This is a genomic window from Aquabacterium sp., from assembly GCF_036273115.1.
Classification (GTDB): Bacteria; Pseudomonadota; Gammaproteobacteria; order Burkholderiales; family Burkholderiaceae_C; genus Aquabacterium.
The window spans coordinates 23,636-41,738 of sequence record NZ_DASUIN010000026.1 but is presented as its reverse complement, the minus strand read 5'-3'; the positions used below and the strand labels follow the sequence as shown (position 1 = coordinate 41,738).

The window sequence follows — 18,103 nt, the reverse complement described above, 5'->3', positions numbered from 1 at the left end:
CGAGGTGCCCTGATGTCTGCGACCGAGACAAGCACGCCGAACGTCGGCCATGGCGTCCTGATCACCGGATGCAGCTCGGGCATCGGCAAGGCCCTGGCGCATGCCTTCCATGCCCAAGGCTACCGGGTCTGCGCCACAGCCCGCCGCGTCGAGACCCTGGCGCCCTTGGCCGAACTCGGCATGCTGACACGACCGCTGGATGTGACCGATGCGGCCAGCCGACAAGCGCTGCTGAGCCAGTTGCGCGAAGAGCGCTGGCAAATTGACACCCTGGTTAACAACGCAGGCTACGGCGCCATGGGCCCTTTGATGGACCTGCCCTTGTCCGAGTGGCAACGCCAGTTCGATGTCAATGTGTTTGCACCCATGGCGCTGATTCAAGCCGTGCTGCCCGAAATGGTCGCGCGTGGCCACGGTCACATCGTCAACATCAGCAGCGTGTCAGGCGTCATGCCCACGCCGTTTGCCGGGGCCTATTGCGCCAGCAAGGCTGCAGTAAACGCCCTGTCAGATGCCTTGCGCATGGAGTTGGCGCCTTTGGGCATCCGGGTCACCACGGTTCAGCCAGGCGGCATTGAATCTGGCTTTGGCGATGCGGCAGGGCAAGGCGTTTCGGTGCCGCCCCAATCACCCTACCACCGCATTCGCGATGCCGTGATGGCACGGGCCCATGGCAGCCAGCAAAATGCCACGCCGGCAGCCGAATTTGCCAGCCAGCTGGTGGCCCAACTCGGGCGTGCCAATGGCCCGGCCGTGGTTCGCATTGGCGAGAAAAGCCGGCTGATGCCGGCCTTGAAACGCTGGCTCAGCGACCGGCAGCTTGACCGCATCCTGAGCCGGCAATTTCAGCTCGACCAACTCGCGTCTACGCGGCCATCCAAGCCCGTCAAAAAGGGGTGAAACGCGCCTGCTCGGCCGCCTGCCCCTTGAGCTTCACACTCACCACGGCTTTGATGCCAGGCGTGGAGGCGTAACGCGCCACGCCCTTGAGGCGATTTTCGCCGTCGGGCTGCAACGCCGCTGTCACCTTGTTCTTCCCACTCAGCAGCGTGATGCTGCCGGTCGCGCCTTGCGTGGGCAACACCTGGCCGGCGTGGTCGGTGACATAGACATACACCGGGTTGTCAGCGGCCGTCGGGCTGTCTTTGACCAGCACCAACTCCAGGTGCTGGGCCCCCGCCATGCGCAACTGCCCGCCATGCGGCGCCTTTTGCGTGTCCAGGTAGGCATCATCATGCGCACGCGCAATGCCACTGGTCATGAAAACCAGGGCGGCTGCACACAGGGAAAGACTCCAGTTCTTCTGCCACATGGCGTTTGACTCCTTCAGCGACAAGATCGGTTCAGTTTCTGATCACCCCAAGGTCTTGGGAGTTCCCTGTGGGTTCGGTGGACCGCCACGGTGCGCCTTGCTCCAGCTGTAGTCGGCCGGTCTGTCATCGCTGACACCAGGCTGACTGACACAGTCGCCCAACTCGGAATTGGTCACCACATGGTTGTGCAAAGGGCGTCCATCGGCGTCCTTCTCCTTGCGTTTGGCCTCTGAAAAGGCCAGCGCAGCCAGAAGCTGGTCATCCTGAAAAATCTGAACCGAAGGCTGCCCTTGGGTCAGCCAATACACCACGATGCTCATGAACCTGCTTTCAATTCAACTCAGATGCAGCCGAGCTGGGGCTGTGGCTGGCTGCCGGATCTGGCAAGGCCGACGAGGCGGGAGCAGATGGCGGCGCTGAAGCGGGCACAGCCGAAGCAGAGGCGGCTGACGCGGGCGCCACCGCCGGCACCGTCGGCTTCACCGCACTGGGGCGAACAGTGGCCGCGGCGGCTTCCTTCTTCAGCAAACGATCAACCCGCGCCTGAGCCCGGTTTTGCACCAGATAGCGCTCAAATCCATTGAACTCATCAAAGAGTTGCTGCGACCAGGTGCTGCACTGCGCCAGCCGCTTGCGCCGTTCCGCCTCAGTCAACGTGGCCCAGCGCTTTTCGGATGCCTTGAGCATTTGATCGGCCTCGGGGTTGCGCAACCCCTGCTTGTAAGCCACGGCCACAAAGGTGAAACCCAGTTCCGCGTCTCGCAAGATGGCCTGATTCCGCGTGTCCGTGCGCGGCTCGGTTCGACGCTGAAGAATGCGCCCTTCGAAGGCTGCCGCGCAGTCCGACGCCTCTTGATGAGTGGGTTGCCGAACCTCATCCGGCGCGGCCCACGCCCCCCCAGATGAAACGGCCAACAAGACCCATGCCCCGAGGACGGGGACGAAGGCAAGCAAACGATCAATGTGCATGGTTCGATGTTAGCGCCCGCCAGACCAGCGTGCGTAAGAAGGTGTGCCAAGGTGCGTCACCCTACCCATTCGGCATTCAATCAATTTCAACGATCCCGACAAAACAACGCGACCTCAGGACACAGGGCATCTCGAATAATGACTTCACTGCGGTTCAAACGGACCGCTCCCCCCACCTCCAGCCAGGAGTCATCATGTCCAAAGTCCTCGTTCTGTACTACTCGTCCTACGGTCACCTTGAAACCATGGCCCAGGCTGTGGCCGAAGGCGCCCGCTCCGCCGGCGCCACGGTGGATGTCAAGCGCGTGCCGGAAACGGTGCCCACCGAGATCGCCCAGGCGGCCCACTTCAAACTGGATCAGGCTGCCCCGATCGCCACGGTGGCCGAACTGGAACACTACGACGCCATCATCGTCGGCGCCCCCACCCGCTTTGGCCGCATGCCTTCGCAAATGGCCAACTTCTTCGAACAAGCGGGAGGCCTGTGGGCCCGCGGCGCTCTCAACGGCAAGGTTGGCGGCGCCTTCACCTCAACAGCCACCCAGCATGGCGGCCAGGAAGTGACGCTGTTTTCCATCATCACCAACCTGCTGCACTTCGGCATGACCATCGTGGGCCTACCCTACAGCCACCAAGGCCAGATGACCCTTGACGAAGTGGTCGGCGGCAGCCCCTACGGCGCCACCACCATCGCCGGCGGCAAGGGTGAGCGCCAGCCTAGCGCCATTGAGCTGGAGGGGGCACGCCACCAGGGCAAGCTGATCGCCGAAACCGCCAACAAGCTGTTCGGCGCCTGATCTGTACCGGCCAGGCTAGCGAGGCAGGACGCGGTTGCGACCGCCTCGCTTGGCCTCATACAGGGCTGAGTCGGCGCGAGCGAACACGTCTTCGGGGCGCAAGTCGCTCAGCTGCAGCTCGCTGAATCCGCCACTCACGGTCACGTCGACGGCGGATGTCATCTGCCGGCCCAGCATCTTGTGCAGTTGCTCGACCAAGGTCTGGCGCAAACGCTGAGCAATGGGCTCGGCCTGCGCCAGTGAGGTCTCGGGCATGAGCACCACGAACTCATCCCCACCGATGCGGGCCACCACATCGGTCGCACGCAGGGTGGCACGGCACACGTCTGCCACTTTCACCAGCACATCGTCTCCGGCCTGATGCCCGAGCTCGTCGTTGATGCGCTTGAAATGATCAATGTCAAACACCAGCACCACCGCCGCACGCCCGTAGCGCGTCAGGTGATGCCGCTGCACTTCGAGCGCCTGCAACAGCCGGCGCCGATTGAACAAGCCGGTCAGCGGATCGGTTTCACTCAGCTCGCGCAAACGTGATTCCATCTGCTTGCGCGCCGTGATGTTGCTGGCCACCCAGAGCACAGCCTCTTCGCCTTCCACCTCAAAAGAAACGGCCTGAACGCGTCCCTCGAACCAGATCGGCTCACTCGGCCCCACTTCCGTCAAGCCTTTGACATCGCTGCCAGAGAGGGTGTATTCGTTGATCAGCAGGCGCCGTTCACGCAAGGCGGTCTCGATCTGGTCCAGAAACCACTGCGCCTTGTCCTCTTTGATGACATCCGAGATGCGGGTGCCGACCAAGCCGCTGCCGTCGTGGTAGTAGCGCTCGTCGGTGCCACCGTAAACCGCGGCATAGCGGCCTGTCCGGGTCAGAATGAACACGGGGTCAGGCATGGCGCTCAGAACCGAGCGCATTTCTTCCAAGGTCAGAGGCGAAGACATCGTCACGGAATTTCGGGTAGCCAGCGCAAACGCGCAGCAGACAAACGCAGCAGACAATCGGCCGCGCCAGCATACCTCATACCGTATTACATCGGGTGCTCACCTTGCCCGACCAGATCAGCCGTGGCCTGTCGTCCGAACCGGGCATACAGCAGCGGAGTCAGCACCGTATCCAGCAAGGTGGAACTGATCAGCCCACCGAAGATGACCACGGCCACCGGGTGCAAGATTTCCTTGCCCGGCGCATCGGCTGACATGAGCAAGGGCAAGAGCGCAAAGGCCGCCACCAAGGCCGTCATCAACACCGGGGTCAAGCGCTCCAACGAGCCCCGCACGATCATGGCCTGCCCGAATGTTTCACCCTCCAGCCTGCACAGATTGATGTAGTGGCTGATCTTGAGGATGCCATTGCGTGTGGCAATGCCTGTGAGGGTGATGAAACCCACCAGAGTGGCCACCGACAAGGGCAAGTCGGCCACCCACATGGCCACCACGCTGCCGACCAGGGCAAAGGGAATGTTGGCCATGATGACCAAGGCCAGGATGCCTGACTGGTAGCGCGAATACAGCACCAGGAACATCAGGGTCAAAGACAGCAGCGACAAACCGGCAATCAGACGGGTGGCTTGTTCCTGCGCCTGGAACTGTCCTTCCAGGCTGACGAAGTAGCCCTGAGGCAAAGCCAGACGCGTCATGTGCGCGCGAATATCGTGCACCACCTGGGCCATGTCCCGACCATCGGTGTTGGCGTAGACGACGATGCGGCGGCGCCCGTTTTCCCGCCCGATCTGGTTGGGACCATCGCTTTCATCCACCGTGGCAAACGAAGACAAGGGCACGCGGCCAGCGGGCGTATCCAGCAACAAGCCGGCCAGATCTCGCGGACCTCGGCTTTGATCGGCCAGTCGGATCACCACATCGTATCGACGCGCCCCATCCAGCACCTGACTCACGCCTTGCCCCTCCGACAAGGTCTGCAAAGCTTCCACGGCCTGCCCTGGCGTCAGCCCCAGCTGGGCGGCCTTGCGATGGTCCACGCTGACCTTGATCTGGGGAATCAGCACTTGCTTCTCCACGGTCAGATCCACCAGCCCTGGAATAGGGGCCAGGCGACTGCGCAATTGCTCGGCCAGCCCGCGCAGGGCATCGACATCGTCGCCATAGATTTTCACCGCGATCTGAGCCCGCACGCCAGACAAGAGGTGGTCGAGCCGATGCGAAATGGGCTGTCCCACCGCCACCGCCGCAGGCAACACTGACAAGCGCTGGCGCAGATCAGCCATGATGGCCTCGCGCCCGCGCTGACTGCGCCGCAGGTCCACCTCGATCTCGGAGGTGTGCACCCCTTCAGCGTGTTCGTCTTGCTCGGCTCGCCCGGTACGGCGACCGACCTGAACCACCTCGGGCACTTCGCGGATCAACTTCTCTGCCAAGGCCCCCATGCGATTGGCTTCCGCCAGGGAGGTACCCGGCGTGAACAACACTGACAGCACCATCGAGCCCTCATTGAAGGCCGGCAAAAAAGTGCGCGGGAAAAACGGCACCGAAGCCGCCGCCAGCACCACCACCAGCACGGCCGCCATCAGCAATCCGCGCATGCGCGGAAACGACCAGTTGAGCAGCCGCGTGTCTTGCCGTTTGAGCCAGGCCACCAAAGGACTGTCGCCATGCCCCAGGCGCTTCATGCGGGGCAACAACCACGACGACAGCACGGGCGTGACCGTCATGGACACCAGCATGGACGCCAGAATGGACACGATGTACGCCACCCCCAAGGGCGCAAACAGACGCCCCTCGATGCCCGGCAACGCAAACAAGGGCACGAACACCAGCACCACCACCACGGTGGCGTAGACGATGCCCGACCGCACCTCAACCGACGCGCGCCAGATCACTTCCATGACTGGCAAGGGTTCTGCCGCCAGTCGGTTGAGTTGCAAACGCCGAACGATGTTTTCCACGTCGACTACCGCATCGTCCACCAACTCACCAATCGCAATGGCCAAACCACCCAGTGTCATCACGTTGATCGACTGCCCCAGCGCATGAAACACCAAGGCCGTGACCGCCAACGACAAAGGAATGGCCAGCAGGGAAATGACGGTGGTGCGGGCGCTGAGCAGAAATGCAAACAGCACGATGGCCACCATGATGGCCCCATCGCGCAGGGCTTCCACCACGTTGCTCACAGAGGCCTGGATGAAGTCTGCCTGTCGGAACAAGACCTGAGGGGCGGCCAATCCAGCAGGGCGACCTTGCCGCAACTCGGCCAGGGCCTCATCGATACGACGGGTCAGCTCGACCGTATCGGCTCCAGGCTGCTTTTGCACACTGAGAATGACGGCCGGCTTGCCGTTGTAGCCGGCATCGCCCCGTTTGAGCGCCGGGGCATAGCGAACCGTGGCCACCTGCTCAAGCAAGACCGGATGCCCCTGGGACCAGCGCACCGCCAAGCCTTGAAGGTCCTCGACTCGGGTGGTACGAGCCAGGTGGCGAATCAGGTATTCACGACCATTGAGATCGATGAAACCGCCGCCGGCATTGCCGGCATAGCCCTTCAAGGCGGATTCGACCTCGGTCAGCGACACGCCAAACTGCGCCATGCGCGCCGTATCGGGTTCGATGCGAAGCTGCCGCACCTCGCCACCAATCGGAATCACTTGGGACACCCCAGGAACCGAGAGCAAGCGAGGCCGCATCACCCACTCAGCGTAGTCGCGTGCCTGCATGGGCGTAGCTGCCTGATCGGCCTCAATGGGCAAGGCAATCAGCATGATCTCGCCCATGATCGACGACACGGGCCCCATCACGGGTGTGATCCGGCCCGGCAGTTGCTCTTTCACCAGGGCCAGCCGTTCGGCTACCAGTTGACGGTTGCGATAGATGTCGGTGCCCCAATCGAACTCGGCATACACCACCGACAAACCCACGCCCGATGTGGAGCGGACGCGGGTCACCCCGGGCATGCCATTGAGGGCCGTCTCCAGGGGAAAGGTTACCAGTTGCTCGACCTCTTCCGGCGCCATGCCACCGGCCTCGGTCAGCACGGTCACGATGGGCTTGTTGAGGTCAGGGAACACATCGACCGGCGTGCGCATGGCGGTGAACACCCCCAAGGCCATCAAAATGAAGGCCCCCACCAGCACGAACAGGCGTTGCTGCAGGCTGTGTCTGACGATCCAGTTGAACATGGCCGCCTCAGCGAATCTGGTTGATCAGGGAGGCGCCTTGCACCACCACCCGGCTGTTGGCCGACAGCCCCCGCGTGACCAGCACGCGCTGGGCATCGAGGGGCTGCGCTTGAACCGGCTGCGGCGCGAATCGCTCGGCGCTGACCTTCACCCACACAATCGGCTCGTTGGCCGGGCTGCGCACCACCGCCTCGGACGGCAAGGCAACGCCCTCTTGCCGCTGCCCCAACTCGGCCACCAAGGTCAGCGGCTGACCGATGGCCAAGGGACTGGATGCAGCCGGATCGCCGTTGGCCTTGGTGCTGGCGCGGAAGGTCACCGGAACCGCCCCCTCTTGCATGACTCGCGCCACGCCCACGAGTTTGAGCGCCAGATCAGGCGCTTGCTGCACCGAAGCAGCACGGATCTGGCTGGCCCATGCGGGATCGCTGACGCGGGCCTCAATCAGCATCCGCTTGGGGTCAACAATCTCGAACAACACCGCTTGCGGTTCCACCATCTGGCCATGGAGCACCCGCGCACTGGCCAGAACCCCATCGGTGCTGGACAGCACGGCTTGCCTGCCCTCGAGCGATTGAGCCAAAGCGGCTTCGCGTTCACGCAGCCCTTGCAGCTCCCACTGGGCGGCCTCGCTTTCTTTGCGCGGCACCACGCCTTCCAGCTGCTTGAGTCGGTTGACCCTCGCTTCGGCCTGCAAGCGGCTCGCCCGCACCTCGGCCAAGGCCGCGCGTTGCGAGCCTCGTTCTGCCCCCCCCATGGCGGGCTGGATATAGGCCAAGACCTGCCCCTTGCGAACCGCCTGACCGGCGACTGGCAGCCCACCCGCAGCCGCCTCCATGCGACCGGCCATGGCCGCCTGCACCACCCCACCGGAGGCGGGGTCCATCACCACTCGGGCATTGAGCACCATGGTGGTGGGATAGGTGCCCGTCTCAGCCACCACGGTGCGCACTTGCATGCGACGCTGCGCCAACTTGGGCACCTGCACATGGCCATCCGGCAAACGATGCAAACCGGCAGGCGCCCCCACCGAAGCGGTCGCATCCAGATGCTCCCCATTGGGACCATGCGCACCCGGGCCAGCCCAGACCGAGCCTGCCAGAGCCAAACAGCCTGAGAGTGCCACCAAAATCATCAGCTTGCTACGCATGTCATGCCTCGCCAGTTTGGGATGGTTCTGTAGACGAAGGTCGCGCCGATCGGCGACTGGCGATGCGCCATGCGACCGCTGCCACGATCAGTATCAGCACCGCCACGAGGGCGATGCCCTGCCAGCGAGCCAAGCCCAGCAGGGCATGGGATGTTGGCTGCGCCTGAATCGCATCAGGCTCGACATGCAAGGCGCCTTCAAGCAGGTCACTGTCATCCCCGCTCACGACGGTGAAGACCAAGGCATGGTGCCCCGGTTGAGCCAGGGCTTTCAGCAAGGCCGGGTCGGTGAAGGCATAGTCACCCTGATCTGCATGGAAAGTCCCTTGGGCCCGGATGCCATTCACTTCGACATCGACCTGACCGCCCAGCACCGGTTCGTTGGTGGCATAGCGATCCACCATCACCGATAGCTCGCCCGCCTCGAGCGTGGCCACCAGCTCAAAGGCCTCGGTGCGGGCCTCCATACGAGGTGCCGCGTGCGCCCCGTATGACTCTATCGCGGCTGAATCAGCGGCGCCATGATCATGATCACCCTCGGGCCCATGGGCCCAGGTTGGCGCACCGAAGCAGCCAGCCAAGGCCAGCACGATGGCTGCACCATGCGTCCCACACAGTTGTCTGTTTCGCTTCATCACTGCGCTCCTTGCGCATAGCTCAGGCGTGCTCTGGCCTTGGCCAACCACGCACGTTGTTGCATCACCCGGCTCGCGGCCTGCTGCCAGCTCAATTCGGCTCGCAAGCGTTCCGTCAAACTCATCTCGCCCAGGGCATAGGCTTTTCTGATCCAGTGGGCACGCGTCTGGGCCGCAGCCGAGGCGGCCTGCATGTGATCCAGCATGGCTTGTTGATGCCGAACCCCTTGCTGCGCCTCCAGCCACTCGGTTTCCAACTGATCGGCCAGTCGGCGTGCCTCGGCCTGCGCCACATCAGCGGCTGTTTGCGCCGCCACCGCGGCCTGGCGGCGATCCGGGTCCGCCGCCAGCGGAATCATCACACTGATGCCCCACGACGGCGTGATGCGATTCACATCGGCCTCCTGGTCGCGACGGTGTTGCAGCCCCAACTCCCACGGTGCACTGGCCCCACGCCTGAGCAGGTCTTGCCGAACGGCCTGCTGCTCGGCGGCCGCCTGTGCGGCCAACATGGCAGGGTGCTGGCTGAGGCGCTGTCGGATCTCGTCGACAGACAGCGACAGCTCTGCCTCATTGATGGGAGGCAGCATCGATTCCAGTCGCTCACTGGATACGTCACTCGGCGGACGCGCCTCCCCCACCAGCACATGGAAGGCGTGCTCTGCCTCCATCTGATCGAGCTGGGCCTGCCTGACTTCGGTTTGCGCCAGCAGCACGTCCTGGCGTACCAACAAGGCATCCGACTCGGCCTGGTCACCCGCTCGCACGCGCTGCTTCACATCGGCTTCCAGCACCTCCAGGTCAGCCAGATGGGCGCGCGCCTGGCGCACGCGCACGTCTGCCAGGGCCAGGTCCGCCACACGCTCGCGCACCTGGCGAGTCAGCGCCAGCCGGTGTGCCACCACCGCGGCTCCCGCATAGGCCTGCGCCAGTTCAGCACTGCGCTGACTGGCGGAGCGTTGCCCCAGCGGCCACAACGGCGCCTGGACAGCGACTTCCTGCTCACGCAGGGGGCGCTGGCCCGGCCGGCTGCCCGACCTCTGCCCCAACGACACCGTGGGCGCAGCGGGAAACCACGCACCAGCAGCTTCTGCTTGAGTTTGTGCCTCACGAGCCGCGCCTTCCAGCTGACGCGCCTGGGGCGAACGAGCCCAGGCCATCTCGACCAGCGTAGCCAGACTGGACACCTCAGGCAAATGCGCGTGCCCCGCATCCACACCGGGCGACACGACCGCCTGTTGAGGTCGATCAAATGGGGCCGGCTCACCCGAGCCGGCCTGGCTGGCCTGCGGAGCCAACACCAACATAGCCAACGTCACGCCCAGCAGGCCGCGGGCCGAACGGCCACGGCTCTGCCTGGCGGCAGAATCGAAACAATACACAGGAATGTCCTCTCGTCAGCGGTCAGAAATCCAAGACGGAATCTGGCGCTCGGGCGGGCACGAAGGCCCTCACCCGATGCGCTTCACGCACCCCAATGAGGCGGACGAGGAGGCTGTTCGAGAACGGGAGCTGGCAGAGGGCGATCTAGCCAGCCGGGCATGGCATGAGGCACGCCAACCCACTGGGCCAGGGTCAACGACGAGGGCAACAACCAGCCCAAGGTACCGACACAATGGTGATCACTGTGCTGGGACGCATCTTGATCATCCCCATGCGAGCTGACGGCGTGGCTGTGATGGTGATGCGCTTCAAAAAACTGGTGCGCCGACTGCATGTCGACAACATGGTGGCCCTGCGCGTTCAGGGTCACGGCTTCTGAAAAAGACGGGCAATCGCACTCCGCGGCCATGACAGCCTTCAGAGGAATCAGCACACACAGCAGAAGAAGCAGGAAGCGTCGCCACATAAGAGTCATTCGCATCCTAACGCATGCGCTTGCGCTTGTGGAGCCATTTCAGAACACCCCCAACAGCAACCCGGTTCCCAAGGCCTCACCCAACGCTTCGCATTGCACCCGGTCGTCCGGCCCGATTTGCTTCGGCGCCGCAATCGCCTCGGGTGTTTGCGCATGGGTGCAGACGATCAACGGCTCAGCCACCGCTCTCAAACGCCAGCCCGTGGCTATGCGATCGATTTGCCGCGCCGCGTTGTGGCCATCGCTGCCAGCACAGATCAGGCTGGCATAGGGGCGACCATTGATCTGGTCGAGCACGGGGTAGTAGCAGCGGTCAAAGAAATCCTTCATCAAGCCACTGATGGCAGCCAGGTTTTCTGGCGTGGCAAACACATAGCCATCGGCAGCCAGCACATCGGCGGGGCCCGCCTCGGTGGCCGGAAGCAATCGCACCTGCAAATCGCCCTCCACCAGGCTGGCACGCATCGCCCCATCGTGGGCTGCCTGCGCCATCTGACGGGTTCCGCCGGTCAGCGAGTGATAGACAATGAGCAAGGTGCGGGTTGGCTTCATGCCACAAGCATAGGCCACTCTTGGTGCCACGCAGGTTTACGACGATGATGTCGCCAGCCGTCATCCAACTGATTCAGCCAGGAGCCCACCATGAGCACATCCGGAACCGTGACCCTGCATCGCGTGTTGCGCGCCCCCGCCGAGCGCATTTATCGCGCATTCCTCGACGCCGATGCCATGTGCAAATGGCTGCCCCCACATGGTTTCACTGCCAAGGTGCATCACCTCGACGTGAAGGTCGGGGGCTCTTACAAGATGTCATTCACCAATTTCTCGAATGGGCAGGTGCATTCGTTTGGCGGTCAGTATGTGGAGTTGGTGCCCAACGAGCGCATCGTCCATACCGATGCCTTTGATGACACCAACCTGCCCGGCACCATGCGCACCACGGTGGTCCTGCGTCCGGTGTCATGCGGTACGGATGTCCACATCGTTCAAGAAGGCATACCGGCCCTGATCCCAGTGGAGGGCTGCTACCTCGGGTGGCAGGAGTCGTTGCAACTGCTGGGTCAGTTGGTCGAAGCCGAGATTCCGGGCTGACCACACCACTCATGCGAGCCTGAACCCATCAGTTCAAGGCTTGCACGGCCTCCGGCACCGCCATCTCGTGGCGATAGAACCCGCACCCCAGAACGCACTCTCCATCGAGCGGCAGAACGTAGCTGGTTTTCTTTTGGGGCAAACCTGTGATGGGATTGACGATGGTGTAGTCAACCCAGTGCGAGCCATTGGCGGCGCTCCAGGCATCTCGCACAAAGGCATCGCCATCGATCCCGGGAACTTCATGTACGCGATGCCCCTCTTTGGCCGGGTTGCCTGCATGCAAACGGTACACACCCTTTCGGTCGGTGATGAACACATACAGATCACGGTCGACATAGCCTGCGCCAGGCTGACGCATCTCGGCCATGGCGGCATCCAGCCCGATGCGCTGAATCAAGGACAAGGCGCGGTCCACCAGATTGCGCGCCTCGTCCGCAGATCCCTGCCGCAACTGAATGGCCGAGACGTCATTGGCCAGCGCTCCAGCGCGGTCCATCAACTCCAACGCGGCATCGGTGGAGTGATTGACCATGCCCTGATTCATTCGGGTCAACGAATCGAGGTTACCGACGCTTTGAGCCACACCCGACAAGCTGGCGCTTTGTTCATGACTGGAGTCGGCCTGCGCTTTCAAGGCGATCGAAATCGACATGACCCCATCGACCAGACCCGAAATGGCGCGCCCGGCTTCCTGAAGACGCCGAGAGGAATGCTCCACATGCCCCTTCGAGGTGTCGAGCAAACGCCGCACCTCTGCCGCCGCTTGCGCGCTGCGCTGAGCCAACGCACGAACCTCGCCAGCCACCACAGCAAAGCCACGCCCGGCCTCGCCCGCACGGGCGGCTTCCACTGCGGCATTCAGCGCCAGGATGTTGGTCTGAAACGCGATGCCATCGATCACGCCGATGACCTCGCCGGCCTTGCGTGAGCTGGATTCCAGATCAACCATGGCATGCACGGTCTCGTCCATGATCTGACCACTGGCCAACGCGTCGGCCTTGAGCTGCTCGGTGGTTCGGCTCAACTGTCCTGATGCCTCGGCGTTGACCGCCGCTGCCTGACTCAGCGAGCTGACGACCTCCACCGTTTGCACAATCTGACGCGCCTGTTCATCGGTGCGATCGGCCAGAGAGGCGGCGGACGCGGCCACCGCTTCCCCCGTCTGGCTCAATCGCATGGCGCTGCTGCGCATTTCACTCACGATGTTCGAAAGACGCTCGGCCACCTGCTCGGCGGCCAACCCGATGTGAGCCACCTCATCTTGGCCCTCGACTTGGACTCGGGGGGTCAAGTTGCCCTTGGCATATTGCCCCAGGGCCTGCTGCAACTGCCTGAGTCCATTGCCAAAGCTGACGGCGAAGGTCCAGGAAAAATACGCCAGCAGCATGATGCCCAGAACCAGAGCGGTGACGGCCAACGTCAGCCGAACCTTGGCCTGCCCGAGGCGCTCGTTCAAACGGCGCTGTAACGCGTTGGCGCTGTGCCGCTGTGCGTCATCCAGCGCGTCCATGACGGCCGACGCACGATCCACGTGCTGCGCGGCCGAAACGCCGTCGCGCAGCGAGTCGTCGGCTGTGATCTGCCTCAGGTACGCGATGTAGCTGATAACGGCTTGTTCTGCCTTCCGCCAAGGTTGTAAATCGGTCTCCCCCGCGCGCTCCAGCGATTTGAGGTGGGACTGAAGATCATCAATGGACAACTCAATCCGATCGACAGCGTTTCGCAAGCGCACACGATCTTGTTCACTCTGGCCGCCATCCAGAAGCCACGCAGCACCGCGCCCGCGTGTGCGCCCGACCTCTTCAATCAGCCTGAGACTGCGCTCCAACCTCAAATCGATCAGCAAGTAACTGGGGGGATCGGGGTCAAAATACAAACCATACACCTCACCCACAAGGTGCAACAGCGAGCTGGCATGACTGACCACCTGATTGGCGCGTCGATACACCTCCTCGGGGTCGGTCTCAGCACTTGCATCCTGGCGCAGTTTCAACAACTGCTCAGACTCGTTTTTCAACTCCTGCCACTGAGCGATCAGCAGCGGCTCCCCCAGCCCCCCGACCAGCTGACCGACGTCCTGCAAGGCCTGCTGAAGGTGTTGGGTGTGTTCGCCCAGGCGCTTGGTGACAGAGTCATCCCCCCGCGTTGCACGCAAGATCAGACCGCGTTCGGACTGAAACATCCGCGTCAGCTCGAACATGCGCGAGGCCAAATCCGACCCCTGAATTTCGCGCTCAATGATGCGCATGTCTGTCGTGGTTCGCGTGACCACCAGCACCAGCAACACCAGCAAGGGCAGGGCCATCACACCGGTCAGCAAAGCCAGTTTGGCGGGCAGCTTCATCCGACGCATCAGGTAAAGGCCTGGCGTCAAAATGACATGCAACAGTCTGGCTATACGGGCGATCATGGCGAGTCAATGCTCACATCAGGGATACCCCACACTATCGTCCGTCAATTCCGCAACTGAAGCCTTCCTGGCCCCTACGGGGGAAATGAAGACATTCCGTGACAAACGCCACGGATCAAGCAACTTCCCCCCGCGCCGCGATGCACTAAACGTCGATCGCCGACTTCGAGCCTGCCAGCTTGCGCAACTCGAACTTCTGAATCTTGCCGGTGCTGGTTTTAGGCACCTCGCAGAACACCACCTCACGCGGCACCTTGAAACCCGCAAGATGTTTCTTGCAATGGGCCACGATGTCTTCGGCCGTGGTCGTGGCGCCGTCCTTCAACTCCACAAACGCACACGGGGTTTCGCCCCACTTGGGGTCAGGCTTGGCAACGACTGCTGCGGTCAGCACATCCGGGTGGCGGTAGAGCACGTCTTCCACTTCGATGGAGGAAATGTTTTCGCCACCGGAAATGATGATGTCCTTGCTGCGGTCTTTGATCTTGATGTAGCCATCTGGATACTGCACCGCCAGGTCGCCGCTGTGGAACCAGCCACCGGCAAATGCATCGGACGTGGCCTTGGGGTTCTTCAAATACCCCTTCATGGCGATGTTGCCGCGGAACATGATTTCACCCATGGTCTCGCCATCTTGCGGCACGGGCTGCATGGTGTCGGGGTTGATGACGCGAACATCGCGCTCCAGGTGATAGCGCACGCCTTGGCGGGCATTGAGGCGAGCACGCTCGCCAATGTCCAGGCTCTGCCAGTCATCGTGTTTGGCGCACACCGTGGCGGGGCCATAGACCTCGGTCAGGCCATACACATGGGTCAGGTCAAAACCGAGCTTTTCCATGCCCTCGATCATGGCGGCGGGCGGCGCGGCCCCAGCCACCATGGCCTTCACGCCGGTGGGCAAGCCCACTTTCATGGCCTCAGGCGCGTTGACCAGCATGCCGTGCACGATGGGCGCGCCGCAGTAATGCGTGACGCCGTGCTCGCGAATGGCATCGAAAATGGCCTGCGCATCGACGCGGCGCAAACACACGTTCACACCGGCGCGCACCGCCACGGTCCAGGGGAAGCACCAGCCATTGCAGTGGAACATGGGCAGGGTCCACAGATAGACGGAATGCTTGGGCATGTCCCACTCGAGCACATTGCTGATCGCATTGGTTGCCGCCCCGCGGTGGTGATAGACCACCCCCTTGGGGTTGCCTGTGGTGCCACTGGTGTAGTTCAGCGCAATGGCATCCCATTCGTCGGCGGGCAGCGACCATGCGAAAGCCGGGTCACCGCCAGCGACGAATTCGTCATAGTCAACACCGCCCAGGGCCTGGCGCGTCGGGCCGAAGAGATCGTCTTTGACCTCCACGATCAGGATCGGCGTGGACGACTGCCGCAAAGCCAGGGCCCTGCCCATCACCGCAGCGAACTCGGGGTCGACGATGACCGCTTTGGCCTCACCGTGGTCCAGCATGAAGGCAATGGCTTCGGCATCCAGGCGGGTGTTGAGGGCATTGAGCACGGCGCCAGCCATGGGCACACCGAAGTGCGACTCCACCATGGGCGGCGTGTTGGGCAGCATCACCGCCACGGTGTCATTCTTGCCAATGCCATGCTGCTGCAAGGCGCTGGCCAACTGCCGACAGCGGCGATAGGTTTGGGACCAGGTTTGTCGCAGCGGGCCATGAACAATCGCCAGACGGTCAGGGTAGACCTCGGCCGTGCGCTCGATGAAACTCAGAGGGCTCAAAGCCGCATAGTTGGCTTCGTTACGCGGCAAATGCTGATCAAAAATCGAACTCACGGCAAAACTCCTTAGGCCACAGCACAACAGGGTCATTTTTCGACTGGCACACTTTACGAGATAACTCGACCCCAATTTCGAGCCATTTCGTCAAGCAAGACACACGAATCGCGCGTCATATTGCGTCACACCGACTAAGATCGCCAGCGTGCAAACCTGCAGCCCAGGCGGCAGGGTCCATCACGCTCACCATAAGTAAAGTCTGGGGAGCTTTTTCTCCTTACGTTCATGTCCAAAAAGTTCCTGTTCCCTCTTCTGCTCGCCGCATCGGTCACGCCCGTCTGGGCCTCCGGTTACCGCTTTGGTTCTCAAAGCGTGTCGGCACAAGCCAACGCCGACGCCAACAGTGCGGAAGCTGCCGATGCCTCGGCTCAGTTCTTCAATCCCGCAGCGCTGTCCAAGCTCTCGGGCTCTCAGTACCAACTGGGCGGCACCCTGGTGGTGCCACAGATGTCCTACCAGGACCGCGGCTCGACCCGTTTCACCGGCACGCCCACCGGCGGCACCACGCCCTCCGGCTTCGCGCCTGACCACGCCATCGTGCCCACCTTCTACCTGAGCCGCGCACTCAACGCCGATCTCACCTGGGGTCTGGGTGTGTACGTGCCCTATGCCGCCAAGCTGAACTATGGTTCGACCTGGCAAGGCCGCTATGCGCTGAAGTCGATCGAACTGGCTTCGCTGGCCATCAACCCCTCGGTGGCCTGGAAGTTTGCCCCTCACCAATCGTTGGGCTTTGGCCTCACGGCTGAGTACATGAAAGCCAAGCTCAGCCAGGCTGTCGACGTGCCCGGCTCGATCGCTGCCCTGGCCGCCGCCGGTGTCGGTGGCGCTGTGGTTTCGGCCATTCAAGCGCAAGGCGGCAACCCGGCTGTTCTGGCCTCCGCCCAAGATGCGCACGCTCAAATCAAGGGCGACGGCTGGGGCTATGGCTTCAACCTGGGCTATCTGGTCGACCTGAGCGACTCGACTCGTTTCGGTCTGGCCTATCGTTCCCCCATCAGCCACACACTGAAGGGCGACACGATCTGGGACTTCTCCACCGTCACCACCGACCCCATCGTCAACCAATTCCTGCAGAACTCGTCGCACAAGATCAACTCTGATGGTCGCGTGAAGCTGATGACGCCGGAAACCGTATCGGCCAACGTGTTCAGCCAGTTGAACGCCACCTGGGCCGCGATGGCTGATGTGACCTGGACCCGCAACTCGCGTCTGCAAGACCTGCACATCGAGTTCCCCGGCAGCCAACTGGGTGACGAGGTGATCCGTCAGCGCTGGCGTGACACCTTCCGCGTGTCGGTGGGCGCCAACTATCGCCTCAACGAGCGCACCGTGCTCAAGGGTGGCGTGGCACTGGACCAATCGCCCGTTCGCAGCAGCGAACTGACCCACCCCGCCCTGCCTGACGGCGACCGCACCTGGCTGTCGGCCGGCCTGAGCTACAAGTTGGATGCGGCTTCCAGCGTGGATCTGGCCTACAGCTACGTTCAGTTCGATCAAGTCGAAGGCAACTACAGCAACGACTGCTCGCCGCTGAGTACCGGCTGCACTGGCAACGGTGAAACCACCAAGGGTCTGTACAAAACTCGTCTGCAACTGCTCGGTGTGAGTTACAACCGCAAGTTCTGATCGACCGAAGCCCTCAAAGGCCCTCGGCTGCTACAGGCGTGCCGAGGGCCTTGTTTACTAGAGAACCAGCCCCATGAAAACTTACGACATCGAACTGCAACGCATCAAGTCCGTCAAGCACGACAAGGGGCTGATTGAACTGGGCGTGGATGTGCTGGTCATGCCCCGCTCGCCGCGCGACGAAAATGCCGTCACCAGCTGCTTGTCGATCCCGGTTGACGACGCGCGCACGCTGCTGATCCTGCTCAAGCAGCAAATCACCGAACTGGACAAGCTTCAACCTCGCAGCCGCCGCTCAGGCCGCTGCTGACACGGCAGCCCGA

The 18,103-nt window shown here is 62.7% G+C and carries 17 protein-coding genes; 6 read left to right on the top strand and 11 right to left on the bottom strand.

From position 1 onward, the window contains the following. Positions 1–12: 12 nt before the first annotated feature. Entirely contained in the window at positions 13–900 is an 888-nt protein-coding gene (locus VFW72_RS11360) for an SDR family oxidoreductase (RefSeq protein ID WP_329674411.1), read from the top strand. On the opposite strand, the gene VFW72_RS11355 is transcribed toward VFW72_RS11360, so the two are convergent. The 3 genes from VFW72_RS11355 to VFW72_RS11345 are packed head-to-tail and all read right to left on the bottom strand — an operon-like array spanning position 887 to position 2,282. After that, positions 887–1,312 carry a hypothetical protein gene (locus VFW72_RS11355; RefSeq protein WP_329674410.1) on the bottom strand — a complete coding sequence of 142 codons (426 nt, stop codon included), beginning with the start codon at positions 1,310–1,312 and terminating at the stop codon, positions 887–889. The two genes, VFW72_RS11360 and VFW72_RS11355, sit on opposite strands and share 14 nt — an antisense overlap. Positions 1,313–1,354: 42 nt before the next feature. Continuing rightward, positions 1,355–1,633, bottom strand: coding sequence for a hypothetical protein (locus VFW72_RS11350; RefSeq protein WP_329674409.1), 279 nt, complete (start codon positions 1,631–1,633; stop codon positions 1,355–1,357). Positions 1,634–1,643: 10 nt separating this feature from the next. Continuing rightward, positions 1,644–2,282 carry a hypothetical protein gene (locus tag VFW72_RS11345; protein ID WP_329674408.1) on the bottom strand — a complete coding sequence of 213 codons (639 nt, stop codon included), beginning with the start codon at positions 2,280–2,282 and terminating at the stop codon, positions 1,644–1,646. Between the two features lie 194 nt (positions 2,283–2,476). On the opposite strand from VFW72_RS11345, the gene wrbA reads away from it, so the two are divergent. After that, entirely contained in the window at positions 2,477–3,079 is a 603-nt protein-coding gene (gene wrbA, locus VFW72_RS11340) for an NAD(P)H:quinone oxidoreductase (protein WP_329674407.1), read from the top strand. A gap of 15 nt (positions 3,080–3,094) precedes the next feature. Here the strand turns inward: wrbA and VFW72_RS11335 are convergent, their stop codons facing one another. The 5 genes from VFW72_RS11335 to VFW72_RS11315 form a co-directional block, all read right to left on the bottom strand. Then, positions 3,095–4,018: a diguanylate cyclase gene (locus VFW72_RS11335; protein WP_329674406.1), complete on the bottom strand. Its 924-nt coding sequence runs from the start codon at positions 4,016–4,018 to the stop codon at positions 3,095–3,097. Between the two features lie 86 nt (positions 4,019–4,104). Beyond that, on the bottom strand, positions 4,105–7,209 hold the full coding sequence (locus VFW72_RS11330) for an efflux RND transporter permease subunit (RefSeq protein ID WP_329674405.1): 3,105 nt from the start codon (positions 7,207–7,209) through the stop codon (positions 4,105–4,107). Positions 7,210–7,216: 7 nt separating this feature from the next. Continuing rightward, positions 7,217–8,359 carry an efflux RND transporter periplasmic adaptor subunit gene (locus tag VFW72_RS11325; protein ID WP_329674404.1) on the bottom strand — a complete coding sequence of 381 codons (1,143 nt, stop codon included), beginning with the start codon at positions 8,357–8,359 and terminating at the stop codon, positions 7,217–7,219. A 1-nt stretch (position 8,360) separates the two neighbouring features. Continuing rightward, positions 8,361–8,993, bottom strand: coding sequence for a hypothetical protein (locus VFW72_RS11320; RefSeq protein WP_329674403.1), 633 nt, complete (start codon positions 8,991–8,993; stop codon positions 8,361–8,363). Continuing rightward, positions 8,993–10,375: a TolC family protein gene (locus VFW72_RS11315; RefSeq protein WP_329674402.1), complete on the bottom strand. Its 1,383-nt coding sequence runs from the start codon at positions 10,373–10,375 to the stop codon at positions 8,993–8,995. The genes VFW72_RS11320 and VFW72_RS11315 overlap by 1 nt, the downstream gene beginning before the upstream one ends. A gap of 233 nt (positions 10,376–10,608) precedes the next feature. Between VFW72_RS11315 and VFW72_RS11310 the strand changes: the two genes are divergently transcribed. Beyond that, positions 10,609–10,755: a hypothetical protein gene (locus VFW72_RS11310; protein WP_329674401.1), complete on the top strand. Its 147-nt coding sequence runs from the start codon at positions 10,609–10,611 to the stop codon at positions 10,753–10,755. Positions 10,756–10,890: 135 nt separating this feature from the next. Here the strand turns inward: VFW72_RS11310 and VFW72_RS11305 are convergent, their stop codons facing one another. Further along, complete coding sequence (locus VFW72_RS11305) at positions 10,891–11,403, bottom strand: flavodoxin family protein (RefSeq protein WP_329674400.1); 513 nt, start codon at positions 11,401–11,403, stop codon at positions 10,891–10,893. Positions 11,404–11,493: 90 nt separating this feature from the next. Between VFW72_RS11305 and VFW72_RS11300 the strand changes: the two genes are divergently transcribed. Continuing rightward, on the top strand, positions 11,494–11,943 hold the full coding sequence (locus VFW72_RS11300) for an SRPBCC family protein (protein ID WP_329674399.1): 450 nt from the start codon (positions 11,494–11,496) through the stop codon (positions 11,941–11,943). Positions 11,944–11,971: 28 nt separating this feature from the next. Here the strand turns inward: VFW72_RS11300 and VFW72_RS11295 are convergent, their stop codons facing one another. After that, entirely contained in the window at positions 11,972–14,356 is a 2,385-nt protein-coding gene (locus VFW72_RS11295; RefSeq protein ID WP_329674398.1) for a methyl-accepting chemotaxis protein, read from the bottom strand. A 145-nt stretch (positions 14,357–14,501) separates the two neighbouring features. Next, positions 14,502–16,148 carry an acyl-CoA synthetase gene (locus VFW72_RS11290; protein ID WP_329674397.1) on the bottom strand — a complete coding sequence of 549 codons (1,647 nt, stop codon included), beginning with the start codon at positions 16,146–16,148 and terminating at the stop codon, positions 14,502–14,504. 228 nt (positions 16,149–16,376) lie between these two features. Here VFW72_RS11290 and VFW72_RS11285 point away from each other — a divergent pair, with 228 nt between their 5' ends. Next, positions 16,377–17,780: an OmpP1/FadL family transporter gene (locus tag VFW72_RS11285; RefSeq protein ID WP_329674396.1), complete on the top strand. Its 1,404-nt coding sequence runs from the start codon at positions 16,377–16,379 to the stop codon at positions 17,778–17,780. Between the two features lie 73 nt (positions 17,781–17,853). Beyond that, positions 17,854–18,090 (top strand): hypothetical protein, encoded by a 237-nt coding sequence (locus tag VFW72_RS11280; RefSeq protein WP_329674395.1) that lies wholly within the window; start codon positions 17,854–17,856, stop codon positions 18,088–18,090. Positions 18,091–18,103 lie beyond the last annotated feature (13 nt).

Coding starts and splice junctions, on each gene's coding strand:
- VFW72_RS11360 (WP_329674411.1), top strand. CDS start 13: ATGTCTGCGACCGAGACAAGCACGCCGAACGTCGGCCATGGCGTCCTG.
- VFW72_RS11355 (WP_329674410.1), bottom strand. CDS start 1,312: ATGTGGCAGAAGAACTGGAGTCTTTCCCTGTGTGCAGCCGCCCTGGTT.
- VFW72_RS11350 (WP_329674409.1), bottom strand. CDS start 1,633: ATGAGCATCGTGGTGTATTGGCTGACCCAAGGGCAGCCTTCGGTTCAG.
- VFW72_RS11345 (WP_329674408.1), bottom strand. CDS start 2,282: ATGCACATTGATCGTTTGCTTGCCTTCGTCCCCGTCCTCGGGGCATGG.
- wrbA (WP_329674407.1), top strand. CDS start 2,477: ATGTCCAAAGTCCTCGTTCTGTACTACTCGTCCTACGGTCACCTTGAA.
- VFW72_RS11335 (WP_329674406.1), bottom strand. CDS start 4,018: ATGTCTTCGCCTCTGACCTTGGAAGAAATGCGCTCGGTTCTGAGCGCC.
- VFW72_RS11330 (WP_329674405.1), bottom strand. CDS start 7,209: ATGTTCAACTGGATCGTCAGACACAGCCTGCAGCAACGCCTGTTCGTG.
- VFW72_RS11325 (WP_329674404.1), bottom strand. CDS start 8,359: ATGCGTAGCAAGCTGATGATTTTGGTGGCACTCTCAGGCTGTTTGGCT.
- VFW72_RS11320 (WP_329674403.1), bottom strand. CDS start 8,993: ATGAAGCGAAACAGACAACTGTGTGGGACGCATGGTGCAGCCATCGTG.
- VFW72_RS11310 (WP_329674401.1), top strand. CDS start 10,609: ATGGTGATCACTGTGCTGGGACGCATCTTGATCATCCCCATGCGAGCT.
- VFW72_RS11305 (WP_329674400.1), bottom strand. CDS start 11,403: ATGAAGCCAACCCGCACCTTGCTCATTGTCTATCACTCGCTGACCGGC.
- VFW72_RS11300 (WP_329674399.1), top strand. CDS start 11,494: ATGAGCACATCCGGAACCGTGACCCTGCATCGCGTGTTGCGCGCCCCC.
- VFW72_RS11295 (WP_329674398.1), bottom strand. CDS start 14,356: ATGATCGCCCGTATAGCCAGACTGTTGCATGTCATTTTGACGCCAGGC.
- VFW72_RS11285 (WP_329674396.1), top strand. CDS start 16,377: ATGTCCAAAAAGTTCCTGTTCCCTCTTCTGCTCGCCGCATCGGTCACG.
- VFW72_RS11280 (WP_329674395.1), top strand. CDS start 17,854: ATGAAAACTTACGACATCGAACTGCAACGCATCAAGTCCGTCAAGCAC.